The sequence below is a fragment of the Bacillus sp. TH13 genome, assembly GCF_016651175.1.
Classification (GTDB): domain Bacteria; phylum Bacillota; class Bacilli; order Bacillales; family Bacillaceae_G; genus Bacillus_A; species Bacillus_A thuringiensis_S.
This window is the reverse complement of the sequence record NZ_JAEKEJ010000025.1, coordinates 449,723-470,756: the sequence shown is the minus strand read 5'-3', so window position 1 is coordinate 470,756 and position 21,034 is coordinate 449,723. Positions and strand designations below refer to the sequence as shown.

Below are 21,034 nucleotides of genomic sequence, written 5' to 3'. Positions count from 1 at the left end.
TATAAGGGATTGGAGTAGTTTCTCTTAGAATGCCTATGATAGAATATAGAAGGTGAAAGAGAGCGATTACAGATGCTAATTGATACTCAAATAGAATGCAATAAAGAAAATAATGTGACGGGGTGTGAGAATCTTGAATGATGTTGTACAAGTTCCTGTTACGGATGTAAAGGGGATCGGAGGAGAAACATCTGAGTTACTACATGAGATGGGGATTTATACAGTTTCTCATCTATTAGAACATTTTCCGTACCGTTATGAAGATTATGCGATGAAAGATCTTGCTGAAGTAAAGCATGATGAACGTGTAACGGTTGAGGGGAAGGTTCATAGTGCTCCTTTGCTGCAATATTATGGTAAAAAGAAATCGCGTCTAACAGTTCGGGTTCTCGTCGGTCGTTATTTAATTACGGCGGTATGTTTTAATAGGCCTTACTATAAGCAAAAATTAACGTTAGATGAAACGGTAACGATTACTGGTAAGTGGGATCAACATCGTCAAACAATTGCTGTATCAGAGCTTCATTTTGGGCCGGTTGTACGTCAACAAGAAGTGGAGCCTGTTTATTCAGTAAAGGGGAAACTTACAGTAAAACAGATGCGTCGTTTTATTGCTCAAGCGTTAAAGGAATATGGAGATTCTATAGTCGAAGTGTTACCGGATGGTTTGTTAGGCCGATATAAATTATTACCAAGATATGAAGCACTTAGGGCCTTGCATTTTCCGGTAGGACAGGAAGATTTAAAGCAAGCGCGTCGCCGTTTTGTATATGAGGAATTTTTCTTATTTCAGCTGAAAATGCAAACGCTGAGGAAAATGGAGAGGGAAAATTCAAAAGGGACGAAGAAAGAGATTCCGTCAGTAGAATTACAAGAATTTATCGATGCACTGCCGTTTCCGTTAACGGGTGCGCAGCGCCGAGTTGTAAATGAAATTTTAAAAGATATGACATCTCCTTATCGGATGAACCGACTATTGCAAGGTGACGTTGGTTCTGGGAAAACAGTTGTTGCTGCGATTGGTCTTTATGCATCGAAATTAGCTCATTATCAAGGTGCTTTAATGGTTCCTACAGAAATTTTAGCTGAGCAACATTATCAGTCGCTTGCTGAAACGTTTTCGCATTTTGGTATGAAGGTGGAACTGCTAACAAGTTCTGTTAAAGGTGCGAGACGCCGAGAAATTTTAGCGAAGTTAGAACAAGGAGAAATAGATATTCTTGTTGGAACGCACGCTTTAATTCAAGATGAAGTTATATTTCATAGGTTGGGTCTCGTTATTACAGATGAACAGCATCGATTTGGTGTAGCGCAGCGCCGAGTTTTACGGGAGAAAGGTGAAAGTCCAGATGTATTATTTATGACAGCGACACCAATTCCGCGTACGCTTGCAATTACTGCATTTGGAGAGATGGATGTTTCAATAATCGATGAGATGCCAGCAGGTAGAAAGGTGATTGAAACATACTGGGCAAAACATGATATGTTAGATCGCGTCCTCGGTTTTGTTGAGAAGGAGATAAAAAAAGGAAGACAGGCATACGTTATTTGTCCTCTAATTGAAGAATCTGAGAAACTTGATGTGCAAAATGCTATCGACTTACATAGTATGCTGACGCATCATTACCAAGGGAAATGCCAAGTTGGATTGATGCATGGGAGATTATCGTCTCAGGAAAAAGAAGAGATAATGGGACAGTTTAGTGAAAATAAAGTGCAAATTCTTGTATCGACAACAGTTGTTGAGGTTGGTGTGAACGTACCGAATGCGACTGTGATGGTTATTTATGATGCAGAACGTTTCGGTTTATCGCAGCTTCATCAGCTTAGAGGGCGTGTCGGGCGTGGTAGTGAACAATCATATTGTTTATTAATAGCAGACCCTAAATCAGAAACAGGAAAAGAAAGAATGCGCATAATGACTGAAACAAATGATGGATTTGTATTGTCTGAAAAAGATTTAGAATTACGAGGTCCTGGAGATTTCTTTGGGAGTAAGCAAAGTGGCTTACCAGAATTTAAGGTTGCTGACATGGTACACGATTATCGAGCGTTAGAAACAGCAAGGCAAGATGCGGCGATACTAGTAGAGTCAGAAGCATTTTGGCACAATGATCAATACGCTGCTTTGCGTACGTATCTTGATGGGACAGGTGTGTTCCAAGGAGAGAAGCTCGATTAAAGGGAGTCAACAAAAAAATTGTTGCATTCTACTTTCAATGATTATATACTACTGTTAGTACCTAGTCATAAAAATGGATGGTGCGGTATGAAGAAAAGAAGAAGTAAAAAAGAAAGACAAGAATTATTACAACAAACAATCGAATCAAATCCTTTTATTACGGATGAAGATTTAGCGGAAAAATTTCAAGTGAGTATACAAACAGTACGACTGGATCGTATGGAATTGTCTATTCCTGAATTAAGAGAGAGAATTAAACATGTAGCTACAAAGCAACATGAAGAAGATGTGAAATCTTTACCGTTAGAAGAGGTTGTCGGTGAAATTATTGATATTGAATTAGATAGACATGCAATTTCTATCTTTGAAGTAAAGGTAGAACATGTATTTAAAAGAAATCAAATCGCCCGTGGGCATCATCTGTTTGCGCAAGCAAACTCACTAGCTGTTGCGGTTATTGATGAAGAATTAGCTTTAACTGCAAAGTCTACCATTCGATACATTCGCCCTGTAAAATTAGGAGAGCGTGTTGTTGCAAAAGCGCGCGTTGAAGACGTAGAGAATGATAAGGGACGGACGGTTGTCAAAGTGCGTAGCTTCGTTGGAGAAGAACTTGTTTTTACAGGCACTTTTGAAATGTATCGATCTAGTAATTATAGTGAGGAAGGTAACAACTTATGAAAATCGCAATAGATGCAATGGGCGGAGATCACGCTCCAAAGGCTGTAGTATTAGGGGCAATGAAAGCTATTAAGGAATATTCTGATTTACATATTACGTTAGTAGGGAAAGAAGAGGAAATTCGTCAATACTTAACGAGTGATGAACGAATTACGATTCTTCATACAGACGAAAAAATAGAATCGACAGAGGAACCAGTAAGAGCGGTTCGTCGAAAAAAACAAGCTTCAATGGTACTTGCGGCACAGCAAGTAAAGGATGGAGAAGCAGATGCTTGTATATCCGCAGGTAGTACAGGAGCTTTAATGGCAGCTGGATTATTTGTTGTCGGTCGTATGGAAGGAATTGAGCGACCAGCTTTATCGCCTACAATGCCAACTGTAGATGGAAAAGGTTTTGTTATGTTAGATGTTGGAGCAAATGTTGATGCAAAACCAATTCATTTATATCAATATGCAGTAATGGGATCTATTTATGCTGAGAAGGTAAGAGGAATTGAAAATCCTCGTGTTGGACTATTAAACGTTGGAACAGAGGATGGAAAAGGAAACGAGCTTTCAAAGCAAGTATTTGCAATGCTTAAGGATGCGCCAATTAATTTCGTTGGGAACGTTGAATCGAGAGATTTATTGCAAGGTGTAGCAGATGTTGTTGTATGTGATGGTTTTACAGGGAATGTAGCGTTGAAATCATTAGAGGGAACAGCACTTGCGCTATTCTCTATGTTGAAAGAACAACTAATGAGTTCGTTTACGAGCAAATTAGCAGCGGCGGTATTAAAGCCAAAACTTATGGTATTAAAAGATAAAATGGATTATTCGGAGTATGGGGGAGCTGCATTATTTGGATTGAAAGCACCTGTCATTAAGGCTCACGGTTCTTCTAATGACCAGTCGATATTTAGTGCGATTCGTCAAACGAGAGAAATGGTAGCGAAAGAAGTAATTCCTACGATTTCAAGCGTAATGGAGAAAGAGTCACTCCAATAAGAGGAGGATTTGAAATGGGAAAAATAGCATTTCTTTTTCCGGGCCAAGGTTCACAGGCAGTTGGAATGGGTAAAAAATTAGCAGAGAATAATAAAGAGGTTGCAAAAGTGTTTGCAAAAGCAGATGAGGTGTTGCAAGATTCACTTTCAGAAGTGATTTTTGAAGGGCCGCAGGAAAAGCTTACATTAACAACAAATGCTCAGCCTGCATTATTAACGACGAGTTTTGCTATTTTGACAGCTTTGAAAGAGTATGACATTACACCTAACTTTGTCGCTGGTCATAGTTTAGGTGAATATAGCGCTCTTGTAGCAGCTGGTGCATTAACTTTTGAAGATGCTGTATATGCTGTAAGGAAACGTGGCGAATATATGGAAGAAGCTGTTCCAGACGGGGAAGGTGCGATGGCAGCTATATTAGGTGCTGACCTAGATATGCTGAAACAAGTTACAGAAGAAGTAACAAGTGAAGGATATGCAGTGCAAATCGCTAATATGAATAGTACGAAGCAAATTGTAATTTCTGGAACGAAGCAAGGTGTAGAGGTTGCTTCTCAAAGAGCGAAAGAAAATGGTGCAAAGAGAGCAATTCCACTAAAAGTAAGTGGGCCTTTCCATTCTTCACTTATGAAGCCGGCAGCTGAGAAGTTCCAAAGTGTTTTAAATGAAATTACAATTCATAACACGAATATTCCTGTTATTGCAAATGTTACGGCGGATGTTATTACACGTGGTGCAGACATTCAAGAAAAGTTAATCGAACAGCTTTATTCGCCTGTATTATGGTACCCGTCTATTGAATGTATGGTGAAGCAGGGAGTAGATACATTTATTGAAATTGGACCTGGAAAAGTACTTGCTGGACTTATGAAGTCAATTGATTCATCAGTGAAAGCATATGCGATATATGATGAAGAGACATTAAAAGATACCATTTCAAATTTGAGAGGAGAAAACTGATGTTAAAAGGGAAGGTAGCATTAGTAACTGGCGCTTCACGTGGAATTGGTCGCGCGATTGCGATCGATTTAGCGAAACAAGGGGCAAATGTAGTAGTAAATTATGCAGGTAATGAACAAAAAGCAAATGAAGTAGTAGATGAAATTAAGAAATTAGGTTCTGATGCAATTGCGGTAAGAGCAGATGTTGCAAATGCTGATGATGTTACAAATATGGTGAAACAAACAGTAGATACATTTGGACAAGTTGATATTCTTGTAAATAATGCTGGTGTAACAAAAGATAATTTATTAATGCGTATGAAAGAAGAAGAATGGGATACAGTTATTAATACAAACTTAAAAGGTGTATTCTTATGTACAAAAGCAGTATCTCGCTATATGATGCGTCAACGTCATGGTAGAATTATAAATATCGCTTCGGTTGTTGGTGTTATAGGAAACCCAGGGCAAGCTAATTATGTTGCTGCTAAAGCGGGTGTTATTGGATTAACAAAAACATCTGCAAAAGAGTTAGCAAGTCGAAATATTACAGTGAATGCAATTGCGCCGGGCTTTATTGCGACTGATATGACGGATGTACTAGATGAGAATATTAAAGCCGAAATGTTAAAAGTTATTCCAGCTGCTCAATTTGGTGAAGCGCAAGATATCGCGAATGCTGTAACGTTTTTTGCTTCTGATCAAAGCAAATATGTTACAGGTCAAACGTTAAATGTTGATGGCGGTATGGTAATGTAATAAAAGAATCGATTTCACCTAGTTTTTTTGGTCAATATTTAATATAATATTTGAGGGGAGGTGAATGGAATGGCAGATGTTTTAGAGCGCGTAACAAAAATCATCGTTGATCGTTTAGGAGTAGAAGAGACTGAGGTAGTACCAGCTGCAAGCTTCAAGGAAGATTTAGGAGCAGACTCCCTAGATGTAGTAGAACTTGTAATGCAATTAGAAGATGAATTCGAAATGGAAATTTCTGATGAAGATGCTGAAAAGATTGCTACTGTTGGCGATGCTGTGACTTACATAGAGAGTCATCTATAATGCTTAAGTGAAGTCCCGTTTTTTAGCGGGGCTTTCTGGCTTATATCTGGAGGGACCTATGCCGTACCGAAAATATAGAGAAAAAAAATACGAAACAAAATATCGTGAAGCATTTAAAGTGTTTCAAGAAAAGATAGGTATTACGTTTACAGATGAAAAATTATTGATTCAAGCATTTACGCATTCATCGTATGTGAATGAGCATCGAAAAAAACCGCATGAAGATAATGAGCGTCTTGAATTTCTTGGAGATGCAGTATTGGAACTTACTGTATCGCAGTATCTGTTTCAAAAATATCCGACAATGAGCGAAGGAGAGTTAACAAAACTACGTGCAGCTATTGTATGTGAGCCATCTCTTGTTCGTTTTGCGAACGAATTGTCATTTGGTAGCCTTGTTTTATTAGGAAAAGGTGAAGAAATGACAGGTGGACGTGAACGACCAGCTTTATTAGCGGATGTCTTTGAAGCGTTTATTGGTGCCCTTTATCTTGATCAAGGGTTAGAAACAGTTTGGGAATTCTTAAAAGAAATTGTATATCCGAAAATTAATGAGGGTGCTTTTTCTCATGTGATGGATTATAAGAGTCAGTTACAAGAATTGATTCAGCGTGATGGTAGTGGCAATGTTGAGTATCAAATTTTGCAAGAAAAAGGACCAGCTCACAATCGAGAATTTGTGTCACGTGTTACGTTAAATAACGTAGCTTTAGGTCTTGGTAGTGGTAAGTCGAAAAAAGAAGCAGAGCAACAAGCTGCAGCAGAAGCATTGAAAAAATTAAAAGAACAACTATAAGGAATCCCCCTTTGAATGAGGGGGATTCCTTATGCATAAAATGAAACTTTCTTTTTGTTTGTGAATAAAAGGAAGGGAAATCCGTATGATAGCTCGTTTTTTTATAGATAACAGTTATAGCAACGGAGAATAGGAGGAAGGCCTTTCGTGTTTTTAAAAAGATTAGAAATAGCAGGATTTAAGTCTTTTGCTGAGCGTGTATCTGTTGATTTTGTCCCAGGTGTAACTTCTGTAGTAGGACCTAATGGAAGCGGGAAAAGTAATATTACTGATGCGATTCGCTGGGTACTTGGTGAACAATCTGCAAAATCATTACGTGGTGCAAAGATGGAGGATATTATTTTTGCAGGCAGTGATACGAGGAGAGCGGTTAATGTTGCTGAAGTAACAATAACTTTAAATAATGAAGATCAACGTTTACCAATTGAATACAATGAGGTGTGTGTAACACGTCGTGTATCTCGTTCAGGTGATAGTGATTTTTATATTAATAAACAATCATGTAGATTGAAAGATATTATCGATTTATTTATGGACTCTGGTATGGGAAGAGAAGCTTTTTCAATTATTAGCCAGGGGAAAGTGGAAGAGATTTTAAGTAGTAAGTCAGAAGAGCGTCGAGGTGTATTTGAAGAAGCGGCAGGCGTACTAAAATACAAACTTCGCAAAAAGAAAGCTGAAGGGAAATTAGCAGAAACACAAGAAAACTTAAATCGTGTACAAGATATAATTCATGAATTAAGTAGTCAAGTAGAACCTTTAGAAAGACAAGCTTCTATTGCGAAAGATTATCTTGAGAATAAAGAAGAATTAGAGAAAGTAGAAGCTGCGCTTATTGTACATGAAATTGAAGAATTGCATGAGAAATGGGAAGCGCTTCGAAATCAGTTTGGGCATAATAAAGACGAAGAAGCTAAAATGTCAACGGATTTACAAAAAAGTGAAGAAGAGCTTGAGGAATTACGAGGACAATTACAAGCGGTAGATGAGTCTGTAGATTCGTTGCAAGAAGTACTTCTTCTTTCTAGTAAAGAGCTAGAAAAACTAGAAGGGCAGCGCGAGTTGTTAAAAGAGAGAAAGCAAAATGCTACGACGCATTGTGCGCAACTTGAGCAGTTAATTGTTGAATTAACAGAGAAAGCTAAAAGTTACGATGGTGAAATTGCGTCAAGTACAGAAGCTTTAATGCAATTTGTGAATGAAGTAAAAGAGTTAGAGCAAAAATTGCATGATAATGAGCAACTGCTTGCTACTTTTGCTGACAATTTAGAGGAACAAATTGAGAATTTAAAAGGTGACTATATTGAACTTTTAAATCAACAAGCCAGTCATCGTAATGAATTATCTATGATTGAAGAACAATCTAAACAGCAAACGTCTAAAAACGAGCGGCTGGATGAAGAGAATGCGAAATATGTAGAAATGCGTATGGAAATTACAGCGAAAAAGACGAAACTTGTAGAAAATTACGAACAAGTGAAAGAAAAAGTAGCTGGCATCCTCTCAAACATACAGAAGACAGAAGCGGCGCTCGGGAAATGTAAGACGCAGTATAGTGAAAATGAAACAAAACTGTATCAAGCATATCAATTTGTGCAACAGGCACGTTCTCGAAAAGAAATGCTTGAAGAGATGCAAGAAGATTATTCTGGTTTCTATCAAGGTGTACGTGAAGTATTGAAAGCTAGAGAAAATAGGTTGCAAGGTATCGAGGGTGCTGTTGCGGAACTGTTAAAGGTACCTAAAGAATACGAAGTTGCAATGGAAATCGCTCTAGGTGCAGCGATGCAGCACATTGTTGTACAAACAGAGGAACATGCTCGTAATGCAATTGCATTTTTAAAGCAAAATAAACATGGGCGTGCAACGTTTTTACCGCAAGCTGTTATTAAAAGCAGGTCGTTATCATTTGAGCAATTACGCATTGTAAATCAACACCCATCGTTTGTAGGTGTGGCGGCAGAACTTGTGCAGTACAATAATAAATATGAAAATGTAGTTTCAAATTTATTAGGTACTGTTATTGTTGCGAAAGATTTACGCGGAGCAAATGAGTTGGCGAAACAACTGCAATACCGTTATCGCATTGTAACAATCGAAGGTGACGTAGTGAATCCTGGCGGTTCTATGACTGGTGGAGCGGTAAAACAAGCGAAATCTTCTTTATTAGGACGCCAACGTGAACTGGAAGAGTGGACTCGCAAGTTAACTGATATGGAAGAAAAAACAACGAAGTTAGAAAACTTTGTTAAAGCAGTAAAACAAGAGATTCAAGAAAAAGAAGTGAAAATACGCGAACTAAGGCAAACTGTAGAAGCAGAGCGTGTAGATGAGCAGAAATTAAGAGAAGAGATTAATCGTTTAGAATTAGAAGAACATCGTATTAATGACCGCTTGTCTATTTATGATTTAGAGATTGAAGGTTTTTTACAAGATCGAGTAAAAATACAAGGGCGTAAAGAGGCGTTAGAAGGGACTTTAACGAATCTTCAAGCTGATATCACAGAGTTAGATAGTAAAATTGTAGCTTTAACAAAACAAAAAAGTGAGCAACATTCTTCAAAAGAAAAAGTTCAACAAGAAATGACTGAGTTAAAAGTGCTGGCAGCTGAAAAGCAACAACGCTTATCTAATCAAAAAGAAAAAGTTGAACGATTTACGAAGGAAAAAGAAGAAACGGATGCGACACTTGTAAAAACGAAAGAGGATTTAGCTTTCTTAAAACAAGAAATGACATCTAATTCAAGTGGTGAAGAGCAAATTACGAATATGATTGAAAAGAAAGCGTATGATCGTAATCAAACTTCAGAATTAATTCGCTCTCGTCGCGAACAACGTGTCTCGTTGCAAGAGAGAGTAGAACATTTAGAGCGTAATTTGAAAGAAACGACAGGTAAACATAAATATATTATTGAAATGTTGAAAGATCAAGAAGTGAAAATAAACCGACTTGATGTAGAGTTGGAAAATAGATTACAACATTTACGTGAAACATATACGATTTCATTTGAAGCGGCAAAACTAAAATATACAATGACAATGCCTGCAGAAGATGCGCGTAAGAAAGTAAAATTAATCAAATTATCCATAGAAGAGTTAGGTACAGTGAACCTAGGGGCAATTGATGAATATGAACGCGTAGCGGAGCGTCATACATTCTTACTAGAGCAGAGAGACGACCTAGAAGAAGCGAAAACGACATTGCACCAGCTTATTACCGAAATGGATGAAGAAATGAAAAAACGCTTTTTTACTACGTTTGAAGGCATTAGAATGGAGTTTCAATCGGTATTCTCTGAGTTGTTTGGAGGCGGAAGAGCGGATTTAGTAATGACTAATCCAGAGGATTTACTAAATACGGGTATTGATATTGTAGCACAACCGCCAGGGAAGAAACTGCAGAACTTAGGTTTACTTTCAGGCGGAGAGCGTGCTTTAACGGCAATTGCGCTTTTATTTGGTATTTTAAAAGTGCGCCCAGTACCGTTCTGTGTACTAGATGAGGTAGAGGCGGCCCTTGATGAAGCCAATGTAGCTCGTTTTGCACAGTATTTAAAGAAATTCAGTGATGAGACGCAGTTTATTGTAATTACACATAGAAAAGGTACAATGGAAGAGTCTGATGTGTTGTACGGTGTAACAATGCAAGAATCAGGGGTATCTAAACTTGTTTCGGTGCGTTTAGATGCCGGAGAAGAACTTATTGCAAGTGAATAGGAAGGATGGGAAAGTATGAGTTTTTTTAAAAAACTAAAAGAAAAAATTTCAAAACAAACGGATACAGTTACAGAGAAATTTAAACACGGATTAGAAAAAACTAGAAATTCATTTGCGGATAAAGTGAATGATTTAGTGTATCGTTACCGTAAAGTGGACGAAGATTTCTTCGAAGAGTTAGAAGAAATCTTAATCGGTGCAGACGTTGGCGTTGCAACGGTAATGGAATTAATTGATCAATTGAAAGAAGAAGTACAACGTCGTAACATTCAAGATCCAAAAGAAGTACAAGCTGTTATTTCAGAAAAACTAGTAGGAATTTACAAAGGTGACAGCGATTTTAGTAACGAAATTAATATGCAAGAAGACCAATTAACGGTTGTTTTATTTGTTGGTGTTAACGGTGTAGGAAAAACGACGACAATTGGTAAACTGGCGCATAAGTTTAAATCAGAAGGTAAGTCAGTCCTATTGGCGGCAGGAGACACATTCCGTGCTGGGGCGATTGAACAATTAGAAGTATGGGGCGATCGCGTTGGTGTAGAAGTGATTAAACAAGGATCTGGATCTGATCCAGCGGCGGTTATGTATGACGCTGTACAAGCTGCAAAAGCACGTAAGGTAGATGTATTACTATGTGACACAGCAGGACGCTTGCAAAATAAAGTAAACTTAATGAAAGAGTTAGAGAAGGTGAAGCGTGTAATTGAGCGTGAAGTACCAGGTGCTCCTCATGAAGTATTGCTTGTTATTGATGCAACAACAGGACAAAACGGTTTAAGTCAAGCGAAAACATTCCGTGAAGCAACGAATGTAACTGGTATTGTTTTAACGAAGTTAGATGGAACTGCTAAAGGTGGTATTGTATTAGCGATTCGTAACGAAATGGATGTACCGGTGAAGTTTGTTGGATTAGGAGAGCAAATGGATGACTTGCAGCAGTTTGATCCAGAACAATATGTGTATGGTTTATTTGCGAACTTAGTAGAAACAGAAGAAGCATAAGCGAAAGAAGCGGTATTTCCGCTTCTTTTTCTATAAAAATATATGATGTTAAGAAAAAAACTTGACACTCTTTTGGACTCCATGTAAACTAATTCATGTAAAGGGAAATCACTTAACAAAGGATGATCCAACATGCTCGAAAAAACAACGAGAATGAACTATTTATTTGATTTTTATCAATCGTTGTTAACGCAAAAACAAAGAAGTTATATGTCGCTTTATTATCTAGATGATTTATCTCTTGGTGAAATTGCGGAAGAATTTGATGTAAGTCGCCAAGCCGTGTATGATAACATTAAACGGACTGAAGCGATGCTTGAAGAATATGAAGAAAAATTAGTATTACTTCAAAAGTTTCAAGAGCGACAGCGACTTGTTGCAAAGCTAAAACAGCTAATCAGCGAAGAAGAGCATGTGAATGAAGAAATGAAACAAGTTGTTGAAGCTATCGAAAAATTAGATTAGGAGGGCGGCAATATGGCATTTGAAGGATTAGCCGACCGACTTCAACAGACAATGCAAAAAATCCGCGGCAAAGGAAAAGTTTCTGAAGCCGATGTGAAAGAAATGATGAGAGAAGTTCGTCTAGCTCTTTTAGAAGCAGATGTTAACTTTAAAGTAGTAAAAGATTTTGTGAAGCGTGTGTCTGAACGTGCTGTCGGACAAGATGTAATGAAAAGTTTGACACCTGGACAACAAGTAATTAAAGTTGTACAGGAAGAACTTACAGAACTTATGGGTGGAGAGCAGAGCAAAATTGCTGTTGCTAATAAGCCACCGACTGTTATTATGATGGTTGGTCTGCAAGGTGCGGGTAAAACAACGACGACAGGTAAGCTTGCGAATTTGCTTCGTAAAAAGCATAATCGTAAACCGATGCTTGTTGCAGCGGATATTTACCGTCCAGCAGCGATTAAACAGCTTGAAACATTAGGGAAGCAATTGGACATGCCTGTATTTTCTTTAGGAGATCAAGTAAGTCCTGTTGAAATTGCGAAACAAGCGATTGCAAAAGCAAAAGAAGATCATCATGATTATGTTTTAATCGATACAGCGGGTCGCCTGCATATTGATGAAGAACTAATGGATGAATTAGCGAAAGTGAAAGAAGTTGCGAAACCGGATGAAATTTTCCTTGTTGTCGATGCGATGACGGGACAAGACGCGGTAAATGTTGCACAAAGTTTCCATGAACAGTTAGGTTTAACAGGTGTTGTATTAACGAAATTAGATGGTGATACGCGCGGTGGTGCTGCATTATCTATTAAGGCTGTAACAAACACACCGATTAAATTTGCTGGTATGGGTGAAAAACTAGATGCAATTGAAGCGTTCCATCCAGAGCGTATGGCATCCCGTATTTTAGGGATGGGCGATGTCTTAACATTGATTGAAAAAGCGCAAGCTACAGTTGATGAAGAGAAAGCAAAAGAACTTGAGCAAAAAATGCGTACGCTTTCGTTTACGCTTGACGATTTCCTAGAACAACTTGGACAAGTGCGTCAACTTGGACCGCTTGATGAATTGTTAGGAATGCTTCCTGGTGCAAATAAAATTAAAGGGCTGAAAAATGCGCAAGTTGATGAAAAACAAATTGGGCATATTGAGGCAATTATTCGTTCTATGACTAAATTAGAACGAGAACAACCGGAAATAATCAATGCTAGTCGCAAAAAGCGCATTGCCAAAGGTAGCGGTACAACTGTACAAGAAATCAATCGTCTAATTAAGCAATTCGATGACATGAAAAAAATGATGAAGACGATGACGGGAATGCAAAAAGGCAAGAAAAAAGGACTAGGTGGATTGAAGTTTCCATTCATGTAAGGAAAAAAAGATGGCTCTGTTAAGAAAAAATACTTTACAAAGCAATAGTCTTTTTGCTAATATAATTATCTGTGTGAAATAAATTCGGAGGTGCTTTATAAATGGCAGTTAAAATTCGTTTAAAACGTATGGGAGCTAAAAAAACTCCTTTCTATCGTGTAGTTGTTGCAGATTCTCGTTCTCCTCGTGACGGACGTTTCATTGAGGAAATCGGAACTTACAATCCAGTTGCTCAACCAGCTGAAGTTAAGATCGACGAAGAAGCAGCATTAAAATGGTTAGGAAATGGTGCTAAACCATCTGATACAGTTCGTAACTTATTCTCTAACCAAGGTATCATGGAGAAATTCCACTTATCTAAACAAGGTAAGTAATTGAGGCAATGACTATGAAGAAGTTAGTCGAGACGATTGTCAAGCCTCTTGTCGATCATCCTGAAGATGTAAAAGTTACACAGGAACTTTGCAACGGAGAGATAAAGTATCGATTAACTGTACATCCTGAGGATGTTGGGAAAGTCATTGGAAAGCAAGGGAGAGTTGCGAAAGCGATTCGAATGCTCTTGTATTCAGTGGGACATCATAATGATGAAAAAGTAACACTGGAAATTCAATAAACGTAAAAAGGGCGAGGAGTTATTCCTCTCCCTTTTTTAACATTTAAATAGAGATTGCATGTTCCATCTATGAAATGGAGATGCTTAATTTATATAGAAACCAGGGGGGACATACTATTTATGACAAAGTGGTTTAACGTAGGGAAAATTGTAAATACTCATGGAGTAAGAGGAGAAATCCGTGTGATTTCTCGTACTGATTTTCCAGAAGAGCGATATAAAGTAGGAAACACGCTATACATATCGAATGAGAAAGACACAGACTATCTTCCAGTGAAGGTAACTTCTCATCGCCAACATAAGACATTCGATTTATTAACATTTGAAGGATATAACAATGTAGATGAAGTAGAGAAGTTTAAAGGTTCTTTAATAAAAGTACCGGAAGAGCAGTTAGGTGAACTTTCTGAAGGTGAATACTACTATCACGAAATTATTGGTTGCAGCGTTGTAACGGAAGAAGGAGAAGCGCTAGGGACAATCAAAGAGATTCTCTCTCCTGGTGCAAATGATGTTTGGGTGATTAAACGTCCGAAGGGTCAAGATCTCTTAATTCCTTATATTGATGACGTTGTACTTCAAGTTAATATTGAAAATAAATTAGTAACCATTCATGTAATGGAAGGGTTGCTATAATGAAAATTGATATTTTAACGTTGTTCCCAGACATGTTTACCGGTGTATTTGGATCTTCTATATTAAAGAAGGCGCAAGAAAAAGAAGCGGTAAACCTTCGTGTTGTTAACTTTCGTGATTATACAACAAGTAAGCATAATAGCGTAGACGATTATCCTTACGGCGGAGGAGCTGGTATGGTGCTTACTCCTCAGCCTATTTTTGATGCTGTAGAAGATTTGACGAAAGAGACAGAGCGTAAGTCGAGAGTTGTCTTAATGTGTCCGCAGGGCGAAAGATTTACGCAGAAGAAAGCGGAAGAGCTTGCAGGGGAAGAACATTTGATCTTTGTATGTGGGCATTATGAAGGGTATGACGAACGAATTCGTGAGCATCTCGTAACGGATGAGATTTCTATTGGTGACTATGTATTAACGGGCGGAGAATTAGCTTCTATGGTTATTACTGATAGTGTTGTACGTCTCTTGCCAGGCGTGCTAGGAAATCATGCTTCACAAGTAGAGGATTCGTTTAGTACAGGTTTATTAGAGCATCCTCATTATACACGTCCGGCTGATTTTCGTGGTATGAAGGTACCGGATGTATTAATGTCAGGGAATCATAAAAATATTGATGAATGGCGACATAAGGAATCTTTGCGCCGTACGTATACGCGTAGACCTGATTTGTTAGATGATAGAGATCTATCTAAACAAGAGAAAAAATGGCTTGAGGAAATAAAGCGAGAGCAGTAATAACTTCATATATTTGCTATTGCAACAGGCCTAGTAATATGCTATTATAACATTTGTGCTACTGAAATCAGTAGCCGTATTAACGATGTTCCGCTGTAATTTATTAAGACTTTATAAGAGCATCTGTTTAAAGGAGAGAATTTAATATGCAACAATTAATCGCAGAAATTACAAAAGGCCAATTAAAAACTGACCTTCCTTCATTCCGTCCTGGTGACACTTTACGTGTACACGTAAAAGTTGTTGAGGGAACTCGTGAAAGAATTCAGCTTTTCGAAGGTGTTGTAATTAAACGTCGTGGTGGCGGAATTAGTGAAACATTCACAGTTCGTAAGATTTCTTACGGTGTAGGTGTTGAGCGTACATTCCCAGTTCACACGCCAAGAATCGCGAAAATCGAAGTACTTCGCCGTGGTAAAGTACGTCGTGCTAAGTTATACTACTTACGTAACCTTCGCGGTAAAAAAGCACGTATTAAAGAAATTCGATAAGACATGTATGGGAGCTTGTAAATGCACAAGCTCCCTTTTTCCAATCTATATGAAATTTTGGTATAATACGAACAGCTTACATAACCGTGGAGGGGAAATGCATGAAAAAAGAGAAGAGTTCACTTTGGGAATGGATTAAAGCAATTTTGATTGCTGTTGTATTAGCTGGTGTTATTAGACAGTTTTTCTTTGCGCCAATTCTCGTAGACGGGGTATCGATGGCACCTACTTTACATGATCGTGATCGAATGATTGTGAATAAAATTGGTTATCACATTGGAGATCCAAAACGCTTTGATATTATCGTATTTCGAGCAACAGAAGATAAAGATTACATTAAGCGCATTATAGGCCTACCAGGCGATGAAATAGAGTATCGTAATGATAAGCTGTATGTTAACGGAAAGGCTTATGAGGAGCCGTATTTAGACAAGCAGAAAAAGCAAATTGCTGACGGACCGCTTACATATGATTTTAATCTTGAAGAAATGACAGGCAAGAAAACCGTTCCAAAAGATCAATTATTTGTTTTAGGTGATAATCGTCGTTTTAGTAAAGATAGCCGTTCAATCGGTACGATTTCAATGGATCAAGTAATTGGTAAAGCTAATATGTTATATTGGCCGTTAGAAGACGCACGTATTGTGAAATAAATGAAAAAGAAGGTGGCAACATGGTAATTCAATGGTTTCCAGGGCATATGGCGAAGGCTAGACGCCAAGTAACGGAGAAATTAAAATTAATTGATGTTGTAATTGAACTTGTAGATGCTCGATTACCATTATCATCTCGAAACCCAATGATTGATGAAATCATTACACATAAGCCGAGGCTTGTTGTTTTAAATAAAGCGGATATGGCAGATGACCGTTTAACAAAACAATGGATCGCATATTTTAAAGAAAAAGGCCATATGGCAATTTCGATTAACGCGCAAGCTGGACAAGGTATGAAAGAAATTGCAGCAGCTTGTAAAGTGCTTGTTAAAGAAAAATTTGATAAAATGGTTGCAAAAGGTATTAGACCGAGAGCGATTCGTGCATTAATTGTAGGTATACCAAATGTTGGTAAATCTACATTAATTAATAAATTGGCAAAGAAAAATATTGCTAAAACAGGAGATCGTCCAGGTGTGACAACAGCTCAACAATGGATTAAAGTTGGGAAGGAAATGGAATTGTTAGATACGCCAGGTATTCTGTGGCCTAAATTTGAAGATCAATTAGTGGGTCTTCGCTTAGCGACGACGGGTGCAATTAAAGATTCAATTTTAAATTTACAAGATGTAGCTGTTTACGCATTACGTTTTATGGAGAAACATTATCCAGAACGCTTGAAAGAACGCTATAATTTAAATGAGATTCCAGAAGATATTGTGGAATTATTCGATGCAATTGGAAAAAATAGAGGCTGCTTAATGGGCGGCGGAATGATTGATTATGATAAGACATCTGAGCTTGTACTTCGTGAGCTTCGTGGTGGCAAACTTGGAAAAATGACGTTTGAAACACCGGAAGAGTTTGCAGAGCAAGTAGAAGATGTGGAAAAAATAGAAGAAGTATAAGACGTGCGTTTGTGCGTCTTTTCTTTTTGGATACGTTTAAAAAGGAGTTTGTATAAATGCAAAAAATGACGATAAAAGAAGCGGAAAATGTATTGAAAGAAATTATGAATGAAGAAGATGATCGCTTTCAACTGTTAATGAAAGATGAGCGAAAAGGCGTTCAAAAGCTCGTTTTGAAGTGGTATAAACAAAAAGAGTTAGAACAGAAAGAAAAAGAGAATTTTTTTGAAATGTCCAAGTATGAAAATGCTTTGCGTGAAAAAGGGGTCACATATATCGCGGGTATTGATGAAGTAGGGCGTGGCCCGTTGGCTGGGCCTGTTGTGACGGCAGCTGTCGTCCTTCCAGAGGATTTTTATATTCCAGGGTTAAATGACTCAAAAAAGCTGAGTGAAGCGAAACGTGAGCGTTTTTATGATGAAATAAAAGTACAAGCAATTGCAATTGGCGTAGGAATTGTATCACCGCAAGTTATTGATGACATTAATATTTACCAAGCAACGAAACAAGCGATGTTAGATGCAGTTGCAAATTTATCTTGTACACCCCAACATTTATTAATTGATGCGATGAAGCTTCCTACACCAATTCCGCAAACCTCAATTATTAAAGGTGATGCGAAAAGTATTTCTATTTCAGCTGCATCTATTATTGCGAAAGTAACGAGAGATCGTATGATGAAAGAACTGGGAGAAAAGTATCCTGAATACGGATTTGAGCAACATATGGGATATGGCACAAAGCAACATTTAGAGGCAATTGAAGTGCATGGAGTATTAGATGAACACCGAAAGTCATTCGCGCCAATTAAAGATATGATTCAAAAATAAGCTGTAAATATACAGCTTATTTTTCAGAGTGTTGGGAAACCCTTTAGGGTTCCCCACACTCTGGAATCATTTTGATTTTAGCGAATAAAAACAACATAAAATAATAGAGTTTCAAAAAAATAGCCCTCCACCAGACCTTTTTTGGTCAGATGGAGGGCTATTTTTTTCATGTTTTGACAAGTTGCGGTAAGATAAGCCTGCATTTGGACAGACTTCAGCCCCCGAAATCGAGCATATCGATAGCCATGTAGTTCTTTGGCGTCCGCAAAGCTTCGCTCTATAGTTGAACAGCGTACTTTGTACAACTTTTTCCCTGTAACTGTTAGTTTGTTTTTTCTAGCGATATCCTTATATTTCTCCCATATATGATGAGTGATAACTTTTTGTTTTTGTTTCTTTGAAAAACATACCTCACGTAGCGGACAAACAGCGCAGTCTTCTGGGTTGGATTTATAGTGACGATATCCTTCACGATCCGTTGTCGCATACTCTAAAATACACCCCATCGGACAAGCAAATGCATTCATTTCTTCTACATATTTAAATTGGCTTTTTGGTACTTCTTTATTTCGTTTTCCAAATCGACGATACCCCATCACCATAAATATATTTCTCTCCGATAATTTCTTACAGATATACCCTGTAAAATAGCCTGCATCAAGAGCTACAGCTTCCACTTTAAATCCGAATTTATCAATTTGAGCTTGTAGACGTGCTAAATATGGCTCGGAATCTGCCATATTTCCAGCCGTTACATAAGTATCTGTAATAATATTGTACTTCGCATCAGTCGTACGATGGTCTAAGAAATGAAAACCGTTCGGTTTTCCATCTCTCATTAAAAATCCACTATCTGGATCCGTAGTACTTATACGAGTTTTTTTAGTGGGAGTATCACTTTCCTTTCTAGGTTTTAATTCTTTTTTTCGTGTACCTCACGATCTTCAATTACCGCAGCTTCTAGTTCATCTATATAAAACTTTGCCTTTTCTTTTTTATATTTATGTACAAACTTATTTTTATTAGCATTGGCCTTAATGTGCGTAGAATCTGTCATCAGCGCACGTCCTCCCACCATCCGGTGCTCTGTCGCTTGCCTCACGATCTCATCAAAAATTTCTTCGAAAATATTTGTATGAATAAAGCGAGTACGACGATTCCAACTGATTGTAGAATGATCTGGAATAGTATCTGATAGAGAAAACCCTAAAAACCAACGGTAGGCGATATTCGTTTTAATCTCTTTTTCCAATTGACGCTCCGAACGAATACCGTAAAAATATCCAATAAACATCATTTTAAATAAAACGATAGGATGGATTGACGGACGTCCATTGTTTTCACAGTAATAAGGGCGTAACTTCTCTTCAATAAAATCAAAACTAATTGTCGCTTCGATCGCACGAAGGAAATGATCTTGTGGAACCAACTCTTCTACAGAAACAGATACACGTTCATCACGATGATTTTTTAAAGCACCCATCATAAAAAATCTCTCCTTTACCTCTTTTTATCAGTGTTGACACATAAAAAGAGGTTCAGACACAAAAACAGGCTGTGGAGAAGACTTTCTCCACAGCCTGAAAAATAAGCTGTAAATATACAGCTTATTTTTTATTTTGGCATATAAACATTACTATTTTCGAAAAAGAATAAAGCGATTTCAGTTTTCTGACACTTTATTGTAGACAGCGTGCCAATCATCTTATACAATGGCAATGTAATGTTTTTTAAACATTAAAAAACTTTTCGAGTAAAACAGGAAAACAGGGGAGGATGGGACCATGAATATCCATGAGTACCAAGGTAAGGCAGTCCTTAGAAGCTATGGGGTTAGCGTTCCGAACGGGAAGGTTGCATTTACAGTAGAAGAAGCTGTAGAAGCAGCGAAAGAACTAGGAACAGATGTATGTGTAGTGAAAGCACAAATTCACGCTGGTGGACGCGGCAAAGCTGGCGGAGTAAAAGTTGCAAAAAATTTAGATGAAGTTCGTACATATGCAGAAAGCATTTTAGGAACTACACTTGTGACACATCAAACAGGTCCTGAAGGTAAGGAAGTAAAACGCTTACTTATCGAAGAAGGTTGCGATATTAAAAAAGAATATTATGTAGGTCTAGTTTTAGATCGTGCAACTTCTCAAGTTGTTTTAATGGCGTCTGAAGAAGGCGGAACAGAAATTGAAGAAGTAGCAGAAAAAACACCTGAAAAAATCTTTAAAGAATATATTGATCCAGCAGTAGGCTTACAAGGTTTCCAAGCACGCCGAATTGCATTTAACATCAATATTCCAAAAGAGCTTGTAGGACAAGCTGTGAAGTTTATGATGGGCTTATACCGTGCGTTTATCGAAAAAGATTGCTCTATCGCTGAGATTAACCCACTTGTTACAACAGGTGAAGGTAAAGTTATGGCATTAGATGCAAAATTAAACTTTGATTCTAATGCGTTATATCGCCATAAAGACATTTTAGAGCTTCGTGATCTTGATGAAGAGGATTCAAAAGAAATTGAAGCTTCAAAATACGACTTAAACTACATTCCTTTAGATGGAAATATCGGTTGTATGGTTAATGGTGCAGGTTTAGCGATGGCTACAATGGATATCATTAAACATTACCACGGTGACCCAGCTAACTTCTTAGATGTTGGTGGCGGTGCAACTGCTGAAAAAGTTACAGAAGCATTCAAAATTATCCTTTCTGACAAAAATGTAAAAGGTATCTTCGTTAACATTTTTGGTGGCATTATGAAGTGTGATGTTATTGCAGAAGGTGTTATTGAAGCAACGAAACAAGTAGGTCTTGAGTTACCTTTAGTTGTACGTCTTGAAGGTACAAACGTAGAACTAGGTAAGAAAATTTTAAATGAGTCTGGCTTAAATATTGTTGCAGCAGAATCTATGGCAGACGGTGCACAAAAAATTGTTTCACTAGTGGGCTAATAGAAAGCGGGGGAGAAAA

21 protein-coding genes are annotated in these 21,034 nt (G+C 37.8%); 20 read left to right on the top strand and 1 reads right to left on the bottom strand.

The genetic code is table 11. The features are described from left to right. Positions 1–133: 133 nt before the first annotated feature. From recG to JFU02_RS10475, 19 genes are all read left to right on the top strand, one after another. Complete coding sequence (recG, locus tag JFU02_RS10565) at positions 134–2,182, top strand: ATP-dependent DNA helicase RecG (protein ID WP_001000825.1); 2,049 nt, start codon at positions 134–136, stop codon at positions 2,180–2,182. 87 nt (positions 2,183–2,269) lie between these two features. Next, entirely contained in the window at positions 2,270–2,863 is a 594-nt protein-coding gene (gene fapR, locus JFU02_RS10560) for a transcription factor FapR (RefSeq protein ID WP_000747349.1), read from the top strand. Next, complete coding sequence (plsX, locus tag JFU02_RS10555; RefSeq protein ID WP_000684095.1) at positions 2,860–3,852, top strand: phosphate acyltransferase PlsX; 993 nt, start codon at positions 2,860–2,862, stop codon at positions 3,850–3,852. The genes fapR and plsX overlap by 4 nt, the downstream gene beginning before the upstream one ends. A 14-nt stretch (positions 3,853–3,866) precedes the next feature. Continuing rightward, positions 3,867–4,811 (top strand): ACP S-malonyltransferase, encoded by a 945-nt coding sequence (fabD, locus tag JFU02_RS10550; RefSeq protein ID WP_098867533.1) that lies wholly within the window; start codon positions 3,867–3,869, stop codon positions 4,809–4,811. Beyond that, the gene (gene fabG, locus JFU02_RS10545; protein WP_000911774.1) at positions 4,811–5,551 is read left to right on the top strand and encodes a 3-oxoacyl-[acyl-carrier-protein] reductase; all 741 of its coding nucleotides are present in this window, start codon (positions 4,811–4,813) and stop codon (positions 5,549–5,551) included. Before fabD ends, fabG begins: the two co-directional genes overlap by 1 nt. 69 nt (positions 5,552–5,620) lie before the next feature. Then, the gene (gene acpP, locus JFU02_RS10540) at positions 5,621–5,854 is read left to right on the top strand and encodes an acyl carrier protein (RefSeq protein ID WP_000786062.1); all 234 of its coding nucleotides are present in this window, start codon (positions 5,621–5,623) and stop codon (positions 5,852–5,854) included. Positions 5,855–5,912: 58 nt separating this feature from the next. After that, complete coding sequence (rncS, locus tag JFU02_RS10535; RefSeq protein ID WP_001146875.1) at positions 5,913–6,650, top strand: ribonuclease III; 738 nt, start codon at positions 5,913–5,915, stop codon at positions 6,648–6,650. Between the two features lie 147 nt (positions 6,651–6,797). After that, on the top strand, positions 6,798–10,367 hold the full coding sequence (smc, locus tag JFU02_RS10530; RefSeq protein WP_086407618.1) for a chromosome segregation protein SMC: 3,570 nt from the start codon (positions 6,798–6,800) through the stop codon (positions 10,365–10,367). Positions 10,368–10,382: 15 nt separating this feature from the next. Next, positions 10,383–11,372 (top strand): signal recognition particle-docking protein FtsY, encoded by a 990-nt coding sequence (ftsY, locus tag JFU02_RS10525; RefSeq protein ID WP_000007641.1) that lies wholly within the window; start codon positions 10,383–10,385, stop codon positions 11,370–11,372. A 132-nt stretch (positions 11,373–11,504) separates the two neighbouring features. Further along, positions 11,505–11,837: a putative DNA-binding protein gene (locus tag JFU02_RS10520; protein WP_000891062.1), complete on the top strand. Its 333-nt coding sequence runs from the start codon at positions 11,505–11,507 to the stop codon at positions 11,835–11,837. Positions 11,838–11,849: 12 nt separating this feature from the next. Beyond that, the gene (gene ffh / locus JFU02_RS10515) at positions 11,850–13,199 is read left to right on the top strand and encodes a signal recognition particle protein (protein WP_000863460.1); all 1,350 of its coding nucleotides are present in this window, start codon (positions 11,850–11,852) and stop codon (positions 13,197–13,199) included. Positions 13,200–13,300: 101 nt separating this feature from the next. After that, on the top strand, positions 13,301–13,573 hold the full coding sequence (gene rpsP, locus JFU02_RS10510; RefSeq protein WP_000268748.1) for a 30S ribosomal protein S16: 273 nt from the start codon (positions 13,301–13,303) through the stop codon (positions 13,571–13,573). A gap of 14 nt (positions 13,574–13,587) precedes the next feature. After that, positions 13,588–13,815, top strand: coding sequence for a KH domain-containing protein (locus JFU02_RS10505; RefSeq protein ID WP_000737393.1), 228 nt, complete (start codon positions 13,588–13,590; stop codon positions 13,813–13,815). Between the two features lie 120 nt (positions 13,816–13,935). After that, the gene (gene rimM / locus JFU02_RS10500; protein ID WP_000170273.1) at positions 13,936–14,451 is read left to right on the top strand and encodes a ribosome maturation factor RimM; all 516 of its coding nucleotides are present in this window, start codon (positions 13,936–13,938) and stop codon (positions 14,449–14,451) included. Further along, on the top strand, positions 14,451–15,185 hold the full coding sequence (gene trmD / locus JFU02_RS10495) for a tRNA (guanosine(37)-N1)-methyltransferase TrmD (RefSeq protein ID WP_086407617.1): 735 nt from the start codon (positions 14,451–14,453) through the stop codon (positions 15,183–15,185). The genes rimM and trmD overlap by 1 nt, the downstream gene beginning before the upstream one ends. Positions 15,186–15,331: 146 nt before the next feature. After that, positions 15,332–15,676, top strand: coding sequence for a 50S ribosomal protein L19 (rplS, locus tag JFU02_RS10490; RefSeq protein ID WP_001186516.1), 345 nt, complete (start codon positions 15,332–15,334; stop codon positions 15,674–15,676). Positions 15,677–15,777: 101 nt separating this feature from the next. Next, positions 15,778–16,329: a signal peptidase I gene (gene lepB / locus JFU02_RS10485; protein WP_000711853.1), complete on the top strand. Its 552-nt coding sequence runs from the start codon at positions 15,778–15,780 to the stop codon at positions 16,327–16,329. 20 nt (positions 16,330–16,349) lie between these two features. Continuing rightward, entirely contained in the window at positions 16,350–17,240 is an 891-nt protein-coding gene (gene ylqF, locus JFU02_RS10480; protein WP_000236702.1) for a ribosome biogenesis GTPase YlqF, read from the top strand. 56 nt (positions 17,241–17,296) lie between these two features. After that, on the top strand, positions 17,297–18,070 hold the full coding sequence (locus JFU02_RS10475) for a ribonuclease HII (RefSeq protein ID WP_001171121.1): 774 nt from the start codon (positions 17,297–17,299) through the stop codon (positions 18,068–18,070). A gap of 77 nt (positions 18,071–18,147) precedes the next feature. On the opposite strand, the gene JFU02_RS10470 is transcribed toward JFU02_RS10475, so the two are convergent. Continuing rightward, positions 18,148–19,556 (bottom strand): IS1182-like element ISBth7 family transposase gene (locus tag JFU02_RS10470; RefSeq protein ID WP_097821175.1). Its coding sequence is split into 2 segments (ribosomal slippage): positions 18,148–18,998 and positions 18,998–19,556, totalling 1,410 coding nucleotides; the frame shifts between segments, so codons are not numbered across the junction. Positions 19,557–19,854: 298 nt separating this feature from the next. Here JFU02_RS10470 and sucC point away from each other — a divergent pair. Continuing rightward, positions 19,855–21,015 carry an ADP-forming succinate--CoA ligase subunit beta gene (sucC, locus tag JFU02_RS10465; RefSeq protein ID WP_001020791.1) on the top strand — a complete coding sequence of 387 codons (1,161 nt, stop codon included), beginning with the start codon at positions 19,855–19,857 and terminating at the stop codon, positions 21,013–21,015. Positions 21,016–21,034 lie beyond the last annotated feature (19 nt).

Excerpts from the sequence above, each read along its gene's own strand:
- lepB (WP_000711853.1), top strand. The coding sequence starts at position 15,778 with ATGAAAAAAGAGAAGAGTTCACTTTGGGAATGGATTAAAGCAATTTTG.
- ylqF (WP_000236702.1), top strand. The coding sequence starts at position 16,350 with ATGGTAATTCAATGGTTTCCAGGGCATATGGCGAAGGCTAGACGCCAA.
- fabG (WP_000911774.1), top strand. The coding sequence starts at position 4,811 with ATGTTAAAAGGGAAGGTAGCATTAGTAACTGGCGCTTCACGTGGAATT.
- JFU02_RS10520 (WP_000891062.1), top strand. The coding sequence starts at position 11,505 with ATGCTCGAAAAAACAACGAGAATGAACTATTTATTTGATTTTTATCAA.
- rimM (WP_000170273.1), top strand. The coding sequence starts at position 13,936 with ATGACAAAGTGGTTTAACGTAGGGAAAATTGTAAATACTCATGGAGTA.
- sucC (WP_001020791.1), top strand. The coding sequence starts at position 19,855 with ATGAATATCCATGAGTACCAAGGTAAGGCAGTCCTTAGAAGCTATGGG.
- rplS (WP_001186516.1), top strand. The coding sequence starts at position 15,332 with ATGCAACAATTAATCGCAGAAATTACAAAAGGCCAATTAAAAACTGAC.
- ffh (WP_000863460.1), top strand. The coding sequence starts at position 11,850 with ATGGCATTTGAAGGATTAGCCGACCGACTTCAACAGACAATGCAAAAA.
- rpsP (WP_000268748.1), top strand. The coding sequence starts at position 13,301 with ATGGCAGTTAAAATTCGTTTAAAACGTATGGGAGCTAAAAAAACTCCT.
- fapR (WP_000747349.1), top strand. The coding sequence starts at position 2,270 with ATGAAGAAAAGAAGAAGTAAAAAAGAAAGACAAGAATTATTACAACAA.
- fabD (WP_098867533.1), top strand. The coding sequence starts at position 3,867 with ATGGGAAAAATAGCATTTCTTTTTCCGGGCCAAGGTTCACAGGCAGTT.
- JFU02_RS10475 (WP_001171121.1), top strand. The coding sequence starts at position 17,297 with ATGCAAAAAATGACGATAAAAGAAGCGGAAAATGTATTGAAAGAAATT.
- ftsY (WP_000007641.1), top strand. The coding sequence starts at position 10,383 with ATGAGTTTTTTTAAAAAACTAAAAGAAAAAATTTCAAAACAAACGGAT.
- JFU02_RS10505 (WP_000737393.1), top strand. The coding sequence starts at position 13,588 with ATGAAGAAGTTAGTCGAGACGATTGTCAAGCCTCTTGTCGATCATCCT.
- plsX (WP_000684095.1), top strand. The coding sequence starts at position 2,860 with ATGAAAATCGCAATAGATGCAATGGGCGGAGATCACGCTCCAAAGGCT.
- acpP (WP_000786062.1), top strand. The coding sequence starts at position 5,621 with ATGGCAGATGTTTTAGAGCGCGTAACAAAAATCATCGTTGATCGTTTA.
- trmD (WP_086407617.1), top strand. The coding sequence starts at position 14,451 with ATGAAAATTGATATTTTAACGTTGTTCCCAGACATGTTTACCGGTGTA.
- rncS (WP_001146875.1), top strand. The coding sequence starts at position 5,913 with ATGCCGTACCGAAAATATAGAGAAAAAAAATACGAAACAAAATATCGT.